This is a genomic window from Planosporangium spinosum (assembly GCF_049999945.1).
Lineage (GTDB): Bacteria > Actinomycetota > Actinomycetes > Mycobacteriales > Micromonosporaceae > Planosporangium > Planosporangium spinosum.
Genome location: NZ_JBLYUB010000041.1, coordinates 22,128 through 39,833, shown reverse-complemented (window position 1 = coordinate 39,833; position 17,706 = coordinate 22,128). Strand labels below are relative to the sequence as shown.

Below are 17,706 nucleotides of genomic sequence, written 5' to 3'. Positions count from 1 at the left end.
AGTGGACATAAGACGCAGCGTACGACCACTGTGGCATCGCGGCATTCCACCGGACATAACTACCAAGCTCGATCGCGACCATGGCTGATGCGCCCGGTTCAGGACCGCCCGCCGTCTCCCGGGGCGGTACCCCCGGATCCGGCATCCGCCGCGGTCACCGGCGCCGCGATGCTCTCCAGCCCCTTGCGCTCGGCCCGTACGCCGAGGAACAGCTCGACCACACCGGCGGCGATCATCAGAAACGCGCCGATCGCGAACGCGACGACGGCGTCGGCCACCCGGCCGGTACCGACCAGCTTCGCGAACAGCAACGGCCCGCTGACACCGCCCGTGGCGGTGCCGATGGCGTAGAAGAACGCGATGGCCAGGGCCCGGGTCTCCATCGGGAAGACCTCACTCACCGTCAGGTACGCCGAACTGGCACCGGCCGAGGCGGCGAACAGCACCAGGCACCAGCAGGCGGTCATCGTGACCGCGGTCAGCCAGCCGCGCGCGAACAGGTACGCGGTGGTGAGCAGCAGCAGTCCCGAGGTCAGGTAGGTACCGCCGATCATGGGCTTGCGGCCGACCGTGTCGAACAGCGGCCCCAGCAGCAACGGCCCCAACAGGTTGCCGACCGCGATGGCGACGTAGTAGTAACCGGTGCGGCCCGGCGGCACCCCGAAGAAGGTCTGCAGGATCTGGGCGTAGCCGAAGGTCACCGCGTTGTACAGGAACGCCTGGCCGATGAAGAGCGCGAACCCGAGTACCGCGCGCCGGGGGTAGCGGCGCAGCAGGGTCCGGACGATCATGCGGAACCCGACGGTACGGCGCTGGTGGATGGTCAGGTACACGCCGGCCGGAGCGAGCCGGGTACCGGTCTCCGCCTCGACCGTCCGCTCGATCCCGGCGACGAGGTCCTCGGCCTGCCGACCCCGGCCGTGGATGAACAGCCAGCGCGGGCTCTCCGGCACGTTGCGGCGTACCAACAGGATGACCAGGCCCAGCACCACTCCCGACCCGAAGGCGGTCCGCCAGCCGAGGCCGACCGGCAGCAGGCTCAGGACCGGGATCGTGAGCAGGGCCCCGAGCGCGGCACCAAGCCAGAAGGTGCCGTTGATGACGATGTCGATGCGCCCCCGGTGGCGCGCCGGGATCAACTCGTCGATGGCGGAGTTGATCGCCGCGTACTCGCCGCCGATGCCGAACCCGGTCAGGAACCGGAACAGCATGAACCACCACACGGTGAACGACAGCGCGGTCAGCCCGGTCGCCAGCAGGTACACGCCGAGCGTGATCATGAAGAGCTTCCGGCGGCCGAACCGGTCGGTCAGCCAGCCGAAGACCAGCGCCCCGCTGCACGCACCCACCACGTACAGGGCGGCGGCGACGCCCGTCACCTGGCTCTGCGTGATGTGCAGCCCGCTACCGGGACGGGCGAGCTGGCCCGACAGGTTGCCGACGATGGTGACCTCGAGCCCGTCGAGCACCCAGACCGTACCCAGCCCGATGACGATCATCCAGTGCCAGGCCGACCAGGGCAGCCGGTCCAGCCGGGCGGGAACATTGGTGCGGACGGTACCGGTCTCCACGCCGTCCACGCACCCGTCACGCCTCTCCCCGCCGCGGGCGTCCGCCCCGCCGGACGGCGCCTGGTACCCCGGGTCGGGGCGGACAAACCAACGGTGGAACCGGTCGGGGTCGCCGCGCGTCGCACCCCCATGCCGTCCGTACCGCTGCGCGCCGCGGCCCTCGCGCTGCTGCTGCTCGTCGCGCCCACCGCCTGCACCCGCTCCGGACCCGACCCCGTCGCGCCGACGGGCGCCCCGCCGAACCAGGACGTCGTCATGGTCCGTACCGGCGGGTTCGCCGGCGTGCACGACACCGTCACCGTCTCGGCCGACGGGCGCTGGACCAGCAGCGACGCCCAGGGCAGGACCGTCTCCGGCCGGTTGACCGAGGCCCAGCGCGACCGCCTGCGTACCCTCGCCGCCGACCCCCGCCTCCGCGACGAGGCGTCCCGGGCGACAGCCACCACCGCGTGCCGGGACAGCTTCACCTACACGGTGACCGTCCGCGAGACCCGCCTCGGGTACGAGGAGTGCCCCGGCGGCCCCGCGCGGCCGGAGACGACCGGGGAGATCGTGGACCTGCTCACCGAGGCGACGCGCGCACCGACGACCTGGGCACCGTCGTCCCCGGATACCGGCACGCCAACCGGTCGGTAGCCGTGCGCCGGCGCACCGCCGGCGCACGCACCGAAGGTGCGGGAATCTGCCCGCGCGTTAGCATGGTGGAGTAAAGCGCGCTGCCGTCCCTGTGCAGCCGCGCGCGGTGTCGGGGCGCGCGATATGGCACAGAACCCGGGCTCGACACGGGTGAACGTCGCTGTTTCGGTGAGTAGGTACGTCTCCGCGGTGGTGAGGGATGGCCGCCGCCGGAGGATGTGATGACCCATGTTCGAGCGGTTCACCGACCGGGCACGACGAGTGGTCATCCTGGCCCAGGAAGAGGCCAGGATGCTGCATCACCCCTACATCGGCACCGAGCACCTGCTGCTCGGCCTCATCCGTGAGGGCCGAGGCGGCGACCACGACGACGCCGGGGTCGCCGTCCACGCGCTGGAACGCCTCGGCATCTCACTGGAGGACGTCCGCCAGCAGGTCACCGAGATCATCGGCCAGGGCCATCAGACGCTCTCGGAACCGGCCCCGTTCACGCCGCGCGCCCGCAAGTCCCTCGAGCTGGCGCTCCGCGAGGCGTTGCAGCTCGGTCACCACTACATCGGCACCGAGCACATCCTGCTCGGTCTGATCCGGGAGAGCGACGGCCTCGCCGCGCAGGTACTCACCAGGCTCGGCGCCGATCTCAACCGGGTGCGCCACCAGGTGATGCGGCTGCTGATGGCCGACCAGGGCGGTGAGCCGACGGTCGGGGCCGGGAGCGGCGCCCACCTTCCGGCCTCGTCGCTGGTGCTCGACCAGTTCGGGCGCAACCTCACGCAGGCTGCCCGCGAGGGCAAGCTCGACCCGGTCATCGGGCGCCGCAACGAGATCGAGCGGGTGATGCAGGTGCTCTCCCGCCGTACCAAGAACAACCCGGTCCTCATCGGCGAGCCCGGCGTCGGCAAGACCGCCGTGGTGGAGGGCCTGTCGCAGGCGATCGTCTCCGGCCTGGTGCCCGAGACGCTGGCCGGCAAGCAGCTGTACACGCTCGACCTGGGTGCGCTGGTGGCCGGGTCGCGCTACCGCGGTGACTTCGAGGAGCGCCTGAAGAAGGTACTCAAGGAGATCCGTACCCGCGGCGACATCATCCTGTTCATCGACGAGATCCACACCCTGGTGGGTGCGGGCGCCGCCGAGGGCGCAATCGACGCCGCGAGCATCCTCAAGCCGATGCTGGCCCGCGGTGAGCTGCAGACCATCGGCGCCACCACCCTCGACGAGTACCGCAAGCACCTGGAGAAGGACGCCGCGCTGGAGCGCCGTTTCCAGCCGATCCAGGTCGGCGAGCCGTCATTGAGCCACACGATCGAGATCCTCAAGGGGCTGCGGGACCGGTACGAGGCGCACCACCGGGTGTCCATCACCGACGCGGCGCTGGTCGCCGCGGCGACCCTGGCCGACCGGTACATCTCCGACCGGTACCTGCCGGACAAGGCCATCGACCTGATCGACGAGGCCGGCGCCCGGATGCGCATCCGCCGCATGACCTCCGCGCGCCAGCGGGCCGACCGCCCGGAGCTCCCGGCCGGTGATCTCGACGCCCTCAGCGAGGTCGACGACGACCAGATCGCCGAGGTGCTGGCGAACTGGACCGGCATCCCGGTCCACCGACTCACCGAGGAGGAGACCGCCCGGCTGCTGCGCATGGAGGACGAGCTGCACAAGCGGATCGTCGGCCAGGAGGACGCGGTGGCCGCGGTGTCCAAGGCGATCCGGCGCACCCGGGCCGGCCTGAAGGACCCCAAGCGCCCGTCCGGCTCGTTCATCTTCGCCGGCCCGTCCGGGGTGGGTAAGACCGAGCTGTCCAAGGCGCTCGCGGAGTTCCTGTTCGGCAGCGAGGACGCGCTCATCCAGCTGGACATGAGCGAGTTCCACGACCGGTACACGGTGTCGCGGCTGGTCGGTGCCCCTCCCGGCTACGTCGGCTACGACGAGGGCGGCCAGCTCACCGAGAAGGTGCGCCGCCGGCCGTTCTCGGTGGTCCTGTTCGACGAGATCGAAAAGGCCCACCCGGACGTGTTCCACACGCTGCTGCAGATCCTGGAGGACGGTCGGCTCACCGACGGTCAGGGCCGCGTCGTGGACTTCAAGAACACGGTGATCATCGCGACCACCAACCTCGGTACCCGGGACGTCGCCAAGGCGGTCTCGATGGGTTTCCAGGCCGGCGAGGACGTCGAGAGCAACTACGAGCGGATGAAGGTCAAGGTCAACGACGAGCTGAAGCAGCACTTCCGCCCGGAGTTCCTCAACCGCATCGACGACACGATCGTGTTCCGTCCGTTGAGCCCGGAGCAGATCCGGTCGGTCGTCGACGTCATGCTCCGGCGGGTCGAGGCGCGGCTGCGCGAACGGGAGATGACGCTCGAGGTGACCGACGGCGCCCGGCGGTTCCTGGCCGCCAAGGGCTACGACCCGGTGCTCGGCGCCCGGCCGCTGCGCCGGACCGTCCAGCGCGAACTGGAAGACGCCCTGTCCGAGCGGATCCTGTGGGGCGAGCTGCAGCCCGGCCAGTTCGTCCGGGTCGACTGCGCGGGCGACCCGGACGACGTCGATCACGCGGAGCTGACCTTCCACGGCGCGTCGGTCGGGCCCGTCACGGCGTGACGACCGGACTCCTCCCCAGGTCGCGGCGGGTGCGGATCCGGCGGTGTGTTTGGCCTGGCCGGAGCGGGTAGGAAGCCAGGCTTGCCGGAGGGGTACCGATGTTGAGAAGAAGCCGACGCGGCGGCGCCGACCGGGGCGCCACGGTGACACGATCCACGCGATGGATGGACGACCGGCTCGGCCTCGCGCGGACCGTGCGCGCCGCCATGAACAAGGTCTTTCCCGACCACTGGTCGTTCCTACTCGGCGAGATCGCCCTGTACTCGCTGGTGATCCTGCTGCTGACGGGTACGTTCCTGGCGCTGTTCTTCGACCCCAGCCAGACCGAGGTGGTCTACCACGGCCGGTACGTGCCGCTGCGGGGAATCCCGATGTCGCGCGCGTACGAGTCCGCCCTGGACATCTCGTTCGACGTGCGGGGCGGCCTGATCATGCGCCAGATACACCACTGGGCGGCGTTGCTGTTCATGGCCGGCATCGTCGCGCACATGCTGCGGATCTTCTTCACCGGCGCGTTCCGGCGCCCACGCGAGATCAACTGGGTGATCGGCACCCTGCTGTTCTGGCTCGGCTTCATCGAGGGCTTCGCCGGCTACTCGCTGCCCGACGACGCGCTGTCCGGCACCGGGCTGCGCATCGCGCACGCGGTCATCCTGTCCGTCCCGGTCGTCGGCACCTGGGTGGCCACCAGCCTGTTCGGCGGCGAGTTCCCGGGCACCGAGATCCTGACCCGGTTCTACATCGCCCACGTCCTGATCCTCCCGGCGCTGCTGCTCGGGCTGGTCGCCGCCCACCTCGGGATCCTGGTCAAGCAGAAGCACACCCAGTGGCCCGGACCGGGGCGCACCGAGCACAACGTCGTGGGCGAGCGGATGGTGCCGGGCTTCGCCATCCGCAGCTCCGGTTTCTTCATGCTGACCTTCGGCCTGCTCGCGCTCCTCGGCGGAGTCTTCCAGATCAACCCGATCTGGATCTACGGCCCGTACCAGGCGGCGGTGGTGTCGGCGGCCAGCCAGCCGGACTGGTACGTGTGGTTCCTCGACGGGGCGCTGCGCCTGATGCCGGCGTGGGAGATCCGGGCACTCCACCACACCGTTCCGCCCATCTTCTGGGCCGGCGTCGTGCTGACCGGGGTGCTCATCGCGATCTCGATAACGTACCCCTGGGTGGAGCGCCGCAGGCTGGGCGACGACCGCCCGCACCATCTGCTCCAGCGGCCCCGCGACGTGCCCACCCGCACCGCCCTGGGCGCGATGGCGGTGGCCTTCTTCATGGTCCTGACCCTCTCGGCGGCCAACGACGTGATCGCCTACAAGTTCCGCATCAGCCTCAACGCGATGACGTGGGCCGGCCGGATCGGCTGCCTGCTGCTCCCACCGATCGTGTACTGGCTGACCTACCGGGCGTGCCTGGCGTTGCAGCAGCACGACCGGGAGGTGCTCGCCCACGGCGTGGAGACCGGGATCCTCCAGCGCATGCCCGACGGCAGGTTCGTCGAGGTGCACCAGCCGCTGGGCCCCACCGACGCGCACGGGCACGGCGAGCTGGGCTACGGCGGCTGGGTGGTGCCCAAGCGGATGAACCGCCTCGGCGGAATCGCCCCCGCGATCCGCGGCTTCTTCGTGCCCATCGAGGAGCCCGTCCAGCACGACGGCCACCGCGAGCGGGTGCCCGCCAGCCGTGAGCGGGTGCCCGCCGACCGCGAACGGGCGCCGACCGACCGTTGAACGGGATCCCGCCGTGAGCGGGACCCCGCCGACGCGGTGTGGGGCGACGCTACCGCCGGCCCACCGTCTGCAACGCGGCCGGCAGGGTGTCCACCAGCAGGTCCGGCCGGAATCCGCAGACCCGCAGGCTGAAGCGCGGCGACCCGCCCTCCGGCGCGACGATGGCCACGCCCGAACCGGCCGCCTCGTGCCGGTACACCAGCCGGTCGACCAGCCGTACCCCGGCGCTGTCCAGGAAGGACACCGCGGTGAGGTCCACGACCAGGGCCGCCGACGGCTCCGTGCGCCGAAGGATCTCCGCCTCGATCGCGTCGGCCACCGCGAGGTCGATGTCGCCGTCGAGGTGGGCCACGTGGCCATCCGCGACTACGTCGAGCGCCACCTGCTCCACCGTCACGCCGCCGCCTCCGATACGATCCGCCGCCGCATGGTCACCACGGTGCCGGCGCCGTGCTCGACCAGGACCCGGTCCATCAACGAGCGCATCAGCGACAGTCCCCGGCCCCGGTCGGTCCGCGGGTCCGGAACACGCCAGGACCCGCGGTCGCGCACGGTCAGCTCGAGCACCCCACCGGTCAGCTCGGCCCGTACCGACACCACCCCGTGCCGGTCACCGCGGTAACCGTGCTCGATCGCGTTCGCGACCGCCTCGGAACAGACCAGGAGCAGGGCCTCACGTTCGTCGTCGCCCACCGGGACGGTGTCCAGCCACGCCCGGAAGTCGTCGCGCAGGCCCTTCAGCCGCGCCACGTCCGCCTCCACCTCACGGTCGAACCGGGGTTCGGTACCGAACGCCACGCACAGCAGGCACACGTCGTCCCGGTGGCGCGGATCGGCCAGGGCCGCGGCCAGGTCCGGCAGGATGCCGCCGAGCGGCGCCCGGTGCCGGCACCCGGCCTCCTCGGCCAGCAGCTCCAGCCCCACCTCCAGCCCACGGTCGCGGCGCTCGATCAACCCGTCGGTGTACAGCAGCAGCCGCGAGCCCGGCCGCAGCTCCACCTCGTCCTCGCCGCGCGCCTTGATCCCGGCCGAGGCGGCGAGCGGCCCGGACCGGCCGCCCCACAGAAACCGGTGGCTGCCGTCGGCCTCGACCAGCAGCGGCGGCAGGTGCCCGGCGCAGGCGTACCGCAGGCGGCCGGTGGACAGGTCGAGCTCGCCGTACGCGACGGTGGAGACGCGGCCGGCCTCGAACCGGTCGACGAACCGGTCGAGCCGCTCCAGCAGGACCGCCGGGGTCGGACCGGTCGCGGCGAGCGCCCGGATGGCGCTGCGCACCTGTCCCATCACGCTGGCGGCGCGGATGCCCCGGCCGACGACGTCGCCGACCACCAGCGCCATCCTGTCCGGACCGACCGGGAACGCGTCGTACCAGTCGCCGCCGACCTCGAGGTCTTCGCCGGCCGGGCGGTAGAGGGTGGTGACGGCGACCCGCGGGTCCCGGGGCGGCTCCCCGGCCAGCAGCGCCCGCTGGAGCGTGTGCGCGTTCTCCCGCTCCTGGTCGTACAGGCGACCGTTCTCCAGCGCCAGCCCCGCCGACTCCGCGAGCTCGGTGAGGAAGTCGGTCAACCCATGGGCGTGGGCGGCCCCGGACAGCCCCAGGACGAGTACCCCGACGACCCGGCCGGCCGCCCGCAACGGGAGCGCGGCCTCGTCGACGCCGTCGACGCCGGCGACCTGAGGGGTGCCCTGCGCCAGCGCCGCCGCGACGTGCGCGGCGGACGCGCCGGGGATCACCGGTGGCTGAGCCACCCGCGACCGGTCCCCTCCGGCGGCGGCGAGCGGGGCCAGCACCCGGTTGTCCAGCAGTTCGACCCTGGCCCACCGGGCGATCTCCGGGACCAGGGCCGCGACCAGCCGGTCGGCCCGCTGCCGCAGGCCGGGTGCGCGGTCGAGGTCGCGGCTGAGGGCGGCGAGGAACTCCGCCTGCCGCCGCCGCTCGACCGTCTCGGCGTGCAACCGGGCCCGTTCCAGCGCCTGCCCGGCCTGTCTGCCGAGCGTGCGCAGCAGTTCGAGATCGTCATCGCTGATCTCGCGGGACCGGTCGAACGAGAACCCCACCGCCCCCAGCACCCGCTCCCCCACCGCGAGCGGCACGAACAGCGCCGCCGCCCGGCCGACGTCCGCCATGACGACGGCGAACAGGGGGTACGCCCGGCGCGCCGCCTCGACCGAGTCGAGCAGGACGATCTCGTTGCACCGGACCGCCTCGACGTGCGGCATCGCCTCCGCCAGCGGTGTGCGCAGCAGCAGCGGCTCGTCGACCGGGCTCGCCGCGCTCACCCGGACCAGCGCGGCCCCGTCCGCGGTGAGCATCCACAGCATGCCGCCGACCGCGCGGGTCTCCTGCCTGGCCGTACTGACCAGGACCTCGCCGACGTCCGCCGGGGTCAGCGCCACGGCGAACTCCGACACCAGCCGGTGCAGCACCGCCAGTCGCCGCTCGGAGCGCTCCGCCGCACGCCGCGCGGTGAGCAGCTCCCGCTCGTAGCCCCGCCGCGACGTGGCGTCGAAGACGGTGGTGCGGACCACGGCCGGCGCGCCGGACCCGTCGGCCCGCACGACGGAGTTGACCAGGGCGGGTAGCCGGGACCCGTCCCGCCGCAGCAGTTCGACGGCGATCTCGCGGACCGAGCCCTGCATGCTCAGCAGCGGGCGGACGTGGGTCTCGTGGTAGATGCGGCCGCCAACGGTCAGCAGGCTCTGGAAGGTACGCCGGCCGAGTTCGGCGCGGTCGTAGCCGAGCCACTCCAGCAGGGTGTGGTTGATCCGGACGATGGTGCCGTCCGGGCGGGTCGACAGGTACCCGCACGGCGCGTTCTCGTACAGTTCCTCGGCGCTCTCCTCGATCGGACCGGCGGTGCCACCCACCGCCTGGCCGGCGGGCTCGTCGGAGGCGACAGCCATCAAGGGACCCGCAGGAAAGCCTTGATGGCCGCGACCGTCGCGGCCGGCGCGCTGAGGTTCGGGCAGTGCCCGGTCGCCGTGAGGACGACCAGTTCACTGCCCGGGATACGTCGGTGCACGTACTCGCCCACGGCCATCGGGGCGATCACGTCGTCGGAGCACTGCAGGATCAGGGTCGGGACGGTCACCTTCGCCAGGTCCTCACGGTTGTCGGAGGTGAAGGTGAGCTGGGCGAACTGCCGGGCCACGACCGGGTCGGTCCGGCAGAAGCTGTTGGTGAGCTCCTCGGCCAGCTCCGGCCGGTCGGAGTTTCCCATGATCACCGGTGCCATGGTCCGCGACCAGCCCAGGTAGTTGCTGTCCACCGCCTCCAGCAGCTCGTCGATCTCGGCGCGGGTGAAGCCGCCGACGTAGCCGTCCGCCGGCTCGTCGATGTAGCGCGGCGAGGGCCCGACCAGGATGAGGTGGGCGAAGCGGTCCGGCTCGCGCAGCGCGGCGAGGACCCCGATCATGGCGCTGACCGAGTGCCCGACGAACGTGACGTCCCGCAGGTCGAGATCGTGCACGATGTCGAGCACGTCCTCGGCGTAGGCGGAAAGCGACGAGTAGTGCTCGACGGAGTACGCACGCGGGTCCGACCGCCCGTACCCGGCGTGGTCGAACAGCACCGTCCGGTGGACGTCGGCGAAGGCCGGCGCGACGAACCGCCACATGTTCTGGTCACAACCATAGCCATGGGCGAACAGCATCGGCCGGCCATCGGCCGGGCCGGCCACCGTCACACCGTTTCTTTCCACCGAGCTCACGGGCCACACCATATCTGTTCGGTCGACCACCCCCGTCGGCTGTTCGACCGATCGCCCCGGTGGGTGGCCGACACACGCCGCGCGGCGCCTCACCGGAACAGGCGCAGCGGCACCGCCTCGGCCATCGCCGCCATACCGGCGTCGTTGGGGTGCAGATGATCGCCACCGTCGTACCGGGCGAGCAGCCGCAGCGGGTCGGCCGGGTCGCGGAGCGCGGCGTCGAAGTCGACCACGCCGTCGAACTCACCACCCGTACGCATCCAGGTGTTGATCGCCTGCCGCTTGCGCTCGTTCTCAGCGCTGTAGAAGCCCAGCGTGTCGTCCTTGAAGGGCAGGATGGTGCCGCCGTAGATCGCGAGCCCCGCGGCGTGGGAACGGGCGATGAGCTGCCGGTGGGCACCGATGATGTCCTCGGCGGAGACCACCTCCGACGGGGGTGCCGCGGTCCCCGGGTGACCGAGGTCGTTGACGCCGAGCAGGACGACGACGTACCGCGCCCCCGGCTGGGCGAGCACGTCGCGGTCGAAACGCCGCAGCGCGCTCTGGCCGAAGTACGCCGCGTACGCCTCGGCCGGGCTACCGGCCTGCGGGTTCGGGTCGTGCAGCAGCCGGTTGCCGGCGATGCCCAGGTTCAGCACGCCCCGGTCGTCGAGACCGGGGGCCGCCCGCAGCCGTCCGGCCAGCAGGTCGGGCCAGCGGTGGTTGGCGTTGGCCGCGGTGTTGGCCCCGTCGGTGATCGAGTCGCCGAACGCGACGATGGACGCCGCGCCGTTGGAGCGGGTTCGCACACTGATCCCGGACAGGAAGTACCACTGCGTGACGGTGGCGGTCGCGCGTACCGAGCGCGCCCCGGTGACGTTGCCGTCGGCGATCACGTTGTCCTGGAACGAGAAGCCGTGCACGGTCGTGACCGGGGTACGCCGTGGCAGGTGGAGGCTCACGACGAGGTCACCGCCGGCGGGCAGCCGCAGCGGGACGGAGTCGCTGAGCACCGGTGCGCCGGCGGGCATCGTCACCGACGGCCGGCCGCCGAACGTGAGCCGGTGATCCGTACCCGGCAGGATGTCCGTCGCACCGCCGCCCGGAGCCCGCAGCGCCACGTGCGCCTCGCCGACGACGACCGGCTGCACGCCGAACTCGTTGCTCAGCCGTACCCGCACCGCGTCGCCCGCGATGCTGGCGTGGACCACCTGCCGGACCGTCTGGTTGTCCAGGGTGGTCACCGCCGTCGCCGGTACCGCCGTGGGCACCGACGCCCAGGTGCCCACCCAGGTGGCGCCGGGACTGTCCGGGTGAGACACCGGCGCGGCACCGGCGGCGGTCGGTGTCACCACGGCGACCCCGGCGCCGGCGAGGCCGGCGAGGACGCGACGCCGGCTGTGGCCGGCGTGGTTCGGTTCGGGCACGGTGTTCCTCCTTGTCAGCTGAGCGTGGGTGGTCGGGTGTGCCGGACGGTCAGCTGTGCCGGGCGGGCAGGGCGAAGCGCCAGCCCCGGGCCCGGAAGGCGGGGATCGTCCGGTCGACGGCCTCGACCGTCTGGCTGCGGTCACCGCCTCCGTCGTGCATCAACACGACCGCGCCGGGCGTCACGCCTTCCGTCAGGCGCCCGACCAGCTCTTCGGTGCCCGGTGGCTCCCAGTCGCCGATCGCCAGGCGCCAGCCCAACGGCTGCATGCCGAGCTGCGCCGCTACCGTGGGCGTCTCGCCCCAACTGCCGTACGGCGCGCGGAAGTACGGGATCCGGGCGCCGGGTACCGCGCGCCTGATCACGGCGCTCGTCTCCACCAGGTCGGCGCGGATCCGATCGGCCGGCCACGCGCCCATGTCGTCGTGGTGCATCGTGTGGTTGCACAGCGTGTGCCCGTCCGCCACGATCCTGCGCACCACCTCCGGGTGCTCCTTCACGTGGTCGCCCCACAGGCAGAACACGGCCTTCACGTGGTGGCGGCGCAGCACGGCCAGCAGCCGTAGGGTGTCGGCCGGGTTGGGGCCGTCGTCGAAGGTGTAACTGACGACGTTCCCGTTTCCCCGGGCGGTGTCGACGATCCCGGCGTCCACGGCCCCGGCACTCGTGGTGCCGGCGTCCACGGCCCCGGCACTCGTGGTGCCGGCGTCCACGGCCCCGGCATCGACGGTTCCAGCCTCCGCGGCCCCGGCCGGCGCCGGTACGGCCGTGCCGCCCAGCACGACGGCCACGAGCAGCGCTCCGGCCAGTCCGCGCGTGCGGCGTAAGCGTTGTGCGGTAACCACGACGGATGTCTCCTCTCCCTGGTCGAATCCGCGGGTGCCACCGGCCGCCGCGGAGTCCGCGCCCGACTGCGGCGCAGCCTGTCGGTGGCGCACCGGGCGCGGACACCCGGTGCGCCACCGCGGCGAGGTGGGCCGGCGGCCGTGCCCACGATCGACACCGGCGCCCCCGCGCACAGTTAATCGAAATATTTCAATCTTGTTCCGGAAATGTTTCTGACCCTAGGAATCCCGTTCGGCACCGTCAAGATGCTGGCGCACAGCAATGGCGACGACCACCGACCGGGCGGCCCGGCACGTCGGGTCAGGGGGTGCGGCAGGTGACAGCGGGGGCGGCGAAGTTGCCGTTCGAGACCATCACGGTGAAGCCGAAGGTGGTGGAGGCGCCGGCGGCGAGGTTGCCGTTGCCGTTGGGCTTCATGGTCATGACATTGCCGCTGCCGTCCCAGCTGGGGGTGCCGTTCCAGGTGGTGGAGATCTTCTGGCCGGACCCGACGGTCACGGTGGAGGTCCAACTGCTGATCGCGGCGCTGCCGGCCCGGATGGTGACCTGACCGTTGAACCGGTCACCCCACCGCTGGGTCTCGGCGTAGGTGGCGGTGCAGCTGCCGGTACCGCCGCCGGGCGGCGGGGTGGTGCCACCGCCACCGGGCGGCGGGGTGGTCCCGCCGTCGGGCGCCACCGCCCGGCCGGTCGCCGGGGAGATCATTCCCGCACAGAGGCCGCGGCTGTTGAGGTTGGCGACGATCTGCGGGATAGCGTTGATCGTGGTCTGGTAGCCGTCGTGCATCAGGATCACGCCACCCGCTTGCAGGGTGCTCGCGGCCTGCACGATCTGGCTGGTACTGGCGCCGTTCCAGTCCTGCGAGTCCACGCTCCAGATCACCTCGGTCAGCCCGAGCTGGGCCTCGGCGGACTTGACGGTCGCGTTGGTCTCGCCGTACGGGGGCCGGAACAGTTTCGGCGCGGTCCCGGTGATCTGCTGGATGGCCTGCTGCGTCTGGCTGAGCTCGGAGCTGACCTGGGCGGCACTGAGCTGGGTCAGATGCGGATGGGTCCAGCTGTGGTTGCCGATCCACATGCCGGCCGACTGCTCGGCGCGTACCAGCGCGGGGTTCTGCTGCGCCCGGGAGCCGATATTGAAGAAGGTCGCCCGCACACCGGCCGACTTCAGGGCGTTGAGCAGGGAGTTGGTGGTGCTCGAGTTCGGCCCGTCGTCATAGGTCAGGGCGACGTAGCCGTTGGCGCAGCTCGCCGCGGCGGCCGGCGGCGCGGCGGTGGCGACGAGCGCCACCGTGGCCGTTGCGGCGGTGGCGACACCCACCGCGAGAACGGCGATGCGTTTCGCGAGGCGAGGGACGGGATGCATGGATGGCCTCCTGGAGGGCGGCGGCGGCCGGCGGTGCCGGATGGCGAACGGCACCACGCGGCGGCACGGTGGGGGCGGAAACGTTGGGATGGGAAGCCGAAACATTCCGGAGTATGGACCGACTCGTTTCGGCGCACAAGTATCGGCGTTCGTCACTTGGTAGTCGAACGGAAACCCGCCCGCCACGCCGGGGACGACGCACCGCGATCCCCACCTGACACCGTTCACGGCGGCCGTGGCACCGGGAACGAGCCATCCAGCTGCGACGGCACAGCACGGGGGACTACTCGGCCGGCGACGCGGTCGGGCACGATCGAGCGGCGCCCGCACCGCCCCGAGGCCGCAGTGGTACCCGATCGATTTCCGGAATATTTCCGGTAGTCGTTGACTCCCCACCGGTGACGGTTCCAGAATCGGGCCTAGTCACTGACATCGCCAGCCGTTGGTGCTCCACGCTCCCGCGCACCGGAAAGGACACGGTGACCCCGCAGCCGCGCCATACCGCACGGGCCCGCGCCGCGGCACCGCCCGCGCAGCCGCCGGCCTGGGTCCGCGGAGCCGGGCGGAACACGTACCGATCGGCGCACCCCGGCCATACCACGGCTCAGGTTGCCCCACGAACCGCCGATAGCACGGGGGTGAGCAGCCAACACCTATCCGGGAACACCCCGACGGTCACGGCCGGCGCACTCGCCGGTCATCTGCTGACGATGGAGACCGACCGGCGGACCGCCCGCGTCGCCCCCGCCGAGCAGGCCGAGCGGGAAGCCATGGCGCTCGACCGCCCGGACCTGCAGGCCCGGGCCCGGCTGGTCGCCGCCGACGCGCTCGCCCGCAACGGCGACCTCGCCGCGGCGGCGCCGATCCTCGACCAGGTCAACGCCTGGGCCATCGAGCACGGCGACCCCTACGTGCTCGCGCGTAGCCACTTCCTGCTGTCCATCCTGCACACCTGCATCGGCGACCTCGCCGAGGCCCGCCGCCACGCGTCGCTGTCGGTCGACCACCTGCCCGACGACACGCCGCCACGCATCCGCGGAGCCCACCTGGTGGTCCTCGCGATGTCCCTGGACGGCGTCCCCGGCGCCGAGGCCGCCCGGTACCACGCCGAGGCGCTCGACATCGCCGCCGCCGCCGGCGACCACGAGGTGAGCCGGGCCGTGCTCAACAACATGGCCTATGCCGCCTACCAGGAGGGCGACACGACGGCCGCCGTCGCGCTGGTCGAGCGGCTGCGCGGGCTGGTCGGCCGGGCCCGGATCGCGCTGCGCCCGGCGGACCTGGACACCGTCGCCCGGGTCGAGATGCTGCGGGGCGGCTACGCCGAGGCCGAGCGGATCCTGCTGCCGCTCGTCCAGGACGAGCCGGCCGAGTGGAACGCCGAGAGCGACATGCTGCCGGAGATACTGCTGACCCTCGCCGAGGCGCAGCGGCAGCTCGGCGCCGGCGACCGAGCCCAGGTGTCGCTGGACCGGTGCCGGACCCTGTGCGCCGAGCGGGGCCTGGTCGGCGTCGCGGTCCGGGCCCGGCGGGAGCAGGCCCGGCTGTACGCGGCCGCCGGCCGGTACCGCGAGGCGTACGAGGAGCACTGCCGGTACGACAGCGAGGCCCAGGAGCTGCGCGCGGACGAGCGCGAGGCTCAGGCCCGACTGACCCAGCTGGTCTTCGAAAGCCGCGAGGGGCGCCGGGACACCGCGCGATTCCGCGACATGGCGCTGCGCGACCCGCTCACCGGGCTGTACAACCGGCGCTTCGTCGACGGGCAACTGCCGGCCCTCGTCGACCGCGCCGCCCACGACGGTCACCCGCTGTCGGTCGCCCTCGTCGACGTCGACTTCTTCAAACGGATCAACGACACGCTGTCCCACGAGATGGGTGACCGGGTACTGCAGAAGGTCGCGGCCCTGCTCACCGAGGCCATCGACGAGCCGGCGACGGTAGCCCGGCTGGGCGGCGAGGAGTTCGTCCTCGTCATCCCTGGCGACGACGCCGGTGAGGCGCTGGGGCGCTGCGAGCGGATCCGCCACACGGTGCACCGCTACCCCTGGCGGGCACTGACCGGCCAACTTCCTGTCACGGTCAGCATCGGCGTCACGACCGTCACCGGCGCCGGTACCACTCCGGCGTCCCTGCTCAGCCAGGCCGACCGCAACCTGTACGCGGCCAAGCGCAGCGGCCGGAACCGGGTACTCGGCGATCCGGCCTGACGTGGCCGCCTCCCACCCACCCCCGTGGCCTCAGCCCGGCCCGTAGATCCGCAGCACCTCGTAGATCCGGTGCCCGGCCGCGCCCGTCGCCGTGGCCGACGCGCCGCGCCGCGGCGCCGCGAGGATCGGGGCGGCACGCTCCGGCAGCCCGAGCTTCGCGGCCAGTGTCGCGGCGTCCGAGGGGTCCAGTGGGTGCTGCCCGAGCAGCGCACCCGCCACCCAGCCGACCGGCTTGCTGACCGTGTCGGCCAGGTCCTGCCAGGACAATCCCCGCTCCAGCTTGGCCGCCATCACCGCTTGCGTGATCTCGTCTCGTGTCATGGCCACCTTCCCAGGCATCACGGCCCGCTCTGCCGACCGTAGGAGAGCCCGATACCCCCGGCAACCGTAAAAGTGCACCCGCGCCGGATCCGGTGACAATCACCTGTCCGGAGGGCGACACCGCGGTCGGTTGGCCACCCGATGCGGGTGACGACGGGGTTCTACCTGGCCCGTCACGGTTGCGGTACGGGTGAGGCGAGGGGGCAGGCGGAATGACGATCGGCGGCCCCGGGGAGGGTCGGGCCGCCCGGGCCGACCCGCTACGGCTACCGGGACGAGGCCAACCGCCGGTCGGTGGCCCTCGCCGAGGCCGCGTTCGTCTCCGGCCTTCGGCAGCCGGAGGCGTTCGCCGGGTACCTGCGCGGCGAGACCGGCTTCCCGGTCGAGTACCCGACCGCCGGCGACCCGCAGCCCTGGGCAGACTGCGCCCCCCTCGTGATCGAACGGTCCCGGCTCGGGGTGGAGCCGCGGGCCGGCCGGCCCAGCGTCGATCGGGACCTGCCGGTCTCCTTCGGCCAGCCGCGCATCCGCGACATCAGGGCGGTCGGTGCCCGGTGGGACGTCGACGCGATCGGCCGCCGGGGTGACGTCCGGCTGGCCCGGCGGCGCCCGCCCGCGACGGTCGGCGCCGGGGACCGGTGCACGGCGGCCGGGGCCGTGAACCGGCGACGCACGGTGAGCAGGGTGACCCAGCCGACCGTCAACCCGACCACCACACTCACCGCCAACATCAACGACCGCCCCGGCAGCAACCCCCCGAGCTGCCGCGACACCAGACCCAACAGCACATACAGGCCCGCCCACAGCGCCGAACCCACCGCCGAGTACCGCAGAAACCGCCCATACGGCATCCGCAGCCCACCCGCCGCCAACGGCACCAACGTGTTCAACACCGGCAGGAACGGCGCCACCACCAACACCCGGCCACCACCGTCCAACGCCCGCTCCGCGGCCACCCAGCGCGCCTCACCGATCCACGCACCCAACCGCCCCCGCCGGATCCGATCAGCGAACAACCGGCCGGCCACGTACGTCAACGACCACCCCACCAGGCAACCGGCGACCACCCACACCAGACCGAACACCCCGGCCAGCGGGGAACCCAACCCCACCACGGTCAACACCGCAACGTCACCCGGCACCGCGACCCCCACCAACGGAATCGCGTCCAGCACCATCACCAGACCGAGCGCCACGTCGAGCAGCCCCGTCGGCAACCCCTGCAGCTGGCCTAACCAGTCGTCCACGATCATGACGTTAGGTCCGGGGAGTGGCGGGCCGGCGCCGGTTGCCACGATCGTGCTCAGGCTCACC

The 17,706-nt window shown here is 72.2% G+C and carries 12 protein-coding genes and 1 pseudogene; 4 read left to right on the top strand and 9 right to left on the bottom strand.

Annotated elements, in window-relative coordinates:
- Nucleotides 1-98 precede the first annotated feature (98 nt).
- Nucleotides 99-1,571, bottom strand: a complete 1,473-nt coding sequence (locus ACNTMW_RS32190; protein ID WP_426637786.1) for an MFS transporter — start codon at nt 1,569-1,571, stop codon at nt 99-101.
- 93 nt (nt 1,572-1,664) lie between these two features.
- Here ACNTMW_RS32190 and ACNTMW_RS32185 point away from each other — a divergent pair, with 93 nt between their 5' ends.
- The 3 genes from ACNTMW_RS32185 (at nt 1,665) to qcrB (ending at nt 6,538) form a co-directional block, all read left to right on the top strand.
- Nucleotides 1,665-2,207, top strand: coding sequence for a hypothetical protein (locus ACNTMW_RS32185; protein WP_426637785.1), 543 nt, complete (start codon nt 1,665-1,667; stop codon nt 2,205-2,207).
- 228 nt (nt 2,208-2,435) lie between these two features.
- Nucleotides 2,436-4,811 (top strand): ATP-dependent Clp protease ATP-binding subunit, encoded by a 2,376-nt coding sequence (locus tag ACNTMW_RS32180; RefSeq protein ID WP_426637784.1) that lies wholly within the window; start codon nt 2,436-2,438, stop codon nt 4,809-4,811.
- A 98-nt stretch (nt 4,812-4,909) separates the two neighbouring features.
- Nucleotides 4,910-6,538 (top strand): cytochrome bc1 complex cytochrome b subunit, encoded by a 1,629-nt coding sequence (gene qcrB / locus ACNTMW_RS32175; RefSeq protein ID WP_483428544.1) that lies wholly within the window; start codon nt 4,910-4,912, stop codon nt 6,536-6,538.
- Nucleotides 6,539-6,587: 49 nt separating this feature from the next.
- On the opposite strand, the gene ACNTMW_RS32170 is transcribed toward qcrB, so the two are convergent.
- The 6 genes from ACNTMW_RS32170 to ACNTMW_RS32145 form a co-directional block, all read right to left on the bottom strand.
- The gene (locus ACNTMW_RS32170) at nt 6,588-6,920 is read right to left on the bottom strand and encodes an STAS domain-containing protein (RefSeq protein ID WP_426637781.1); all 333 of its coding nucleotides are present in this window, start codon (nt 6,918-6,920) and stop codon (nt 6,588-6,590) included.
- Nucleotides 6,921-6,931: 11 nt separating this feature from the next.
- Nucleotides 6,932-9,442: a SpoIIE family protein phosphatase gene (locus tag ACNTMW_RS32165; RefSeq protein ID WP_426637779.1), complete on the bottom strand. Its 2,511-nt coding sequence runs from the start codon at nt 9,440-9,442 to the stop codon at nt 6,932-6,934.
- On the bottom strand, nt 9,442-10,248 hold the full coding sequence (locus ACNTMW_RS32160) for an alpha/beta fold hydrolase (RefSeq protein WP_426637777.1): 807 nt from the start codon (nt 10,246-10,248) through the stop codon (nt 9,442-9,444). Before ACNTMW_RS32160 ends, ACNTMW_RS32165 begins: the two co-directional genes overlap by 1 nt.
- An 89-nt stretch (nt 10,249-10,337) precedes the next feature.
- A complete protein-coding gene (locus ACNTMW_RS32155) occupies nt 10,338-11,654 on the bottom strand; it encodes an SGNH/GDSL hydrolase family protein (protein WP_426637775.1) in 1,317 nt (438 codons plus the stop codon).
- A 49-nt stretch (nt 11,655-11,703) separates the two neighbouring features.
- A complete protein-coding gene (locus ACNTMW_RS32150; RefSeq protein WP_426637774.1) occupies nt 11,704-12,498 on the bottom strand; it encodes a polysaccharide deacetylase family protein in 795 nt (264 codons plus the stop codon).
- A gap of 301 nt (nt 12,499-12,799) precedes the next feature.
- Complete coding sequence (locus tag ACNTMW_RS32145) at nt 12,800-13,864, bottom strand: polysaccharide deacetylase family protein (protein ID WP_426637773.1); 1,065 nt, start codon at nt 13,862-13,864, stop codon at nt 12,800-12,802.
- 638 nt (nt 13,865-14,502) lie between these two features.
- Between ACNTMW_RS32145 and ACNTMW_RS32140 the strand changes: the two genes are divergently transcribed.
- Nucleotides 14,503-16,071, top strand: a complete 1,569-nt coding sequence (locus ACNTMW_RS32140) for a diguanylate cyclase (RefSeq protein ID WP_426637772.1) — start codon at nt 14,503-14,505, stop codon at nt 16,069-16,071.
- A gap of 30 nt (nt 16,072-16,101) precedes the next feature.
- Here the strand turns inward: ACNTMW_RS32140 and ACNTMW_RS32135 are convergent, their stop codons facing one another.
- Both ACNTMW_RS32135 and ACNTMW_RS32130 read right to left on the bottom strand, forming a co-directional pair.
- On the bottom strand, nt 16,102-16,392 hold the full coding sequence (locus tag ACNTMW_RS32135) for a hypothetical protein (protein ID WP_426637771.1): 291 nt from the start codon (nt 16,390-16,392) through the stop codon (nt 16,102-16,104).
- A 596-nt stretch (nt 16,393-16,988) separates the two neighbouring features.
- Nucleotides 16,989-17,645: pseudogene (locus ACNTMW_RS32130) on the bottom strand (DedA family protein); the annotation flags it as partial.
- Between the last annotated feature and the right edge of the window lie 61 nt (nt 17,646-17,706).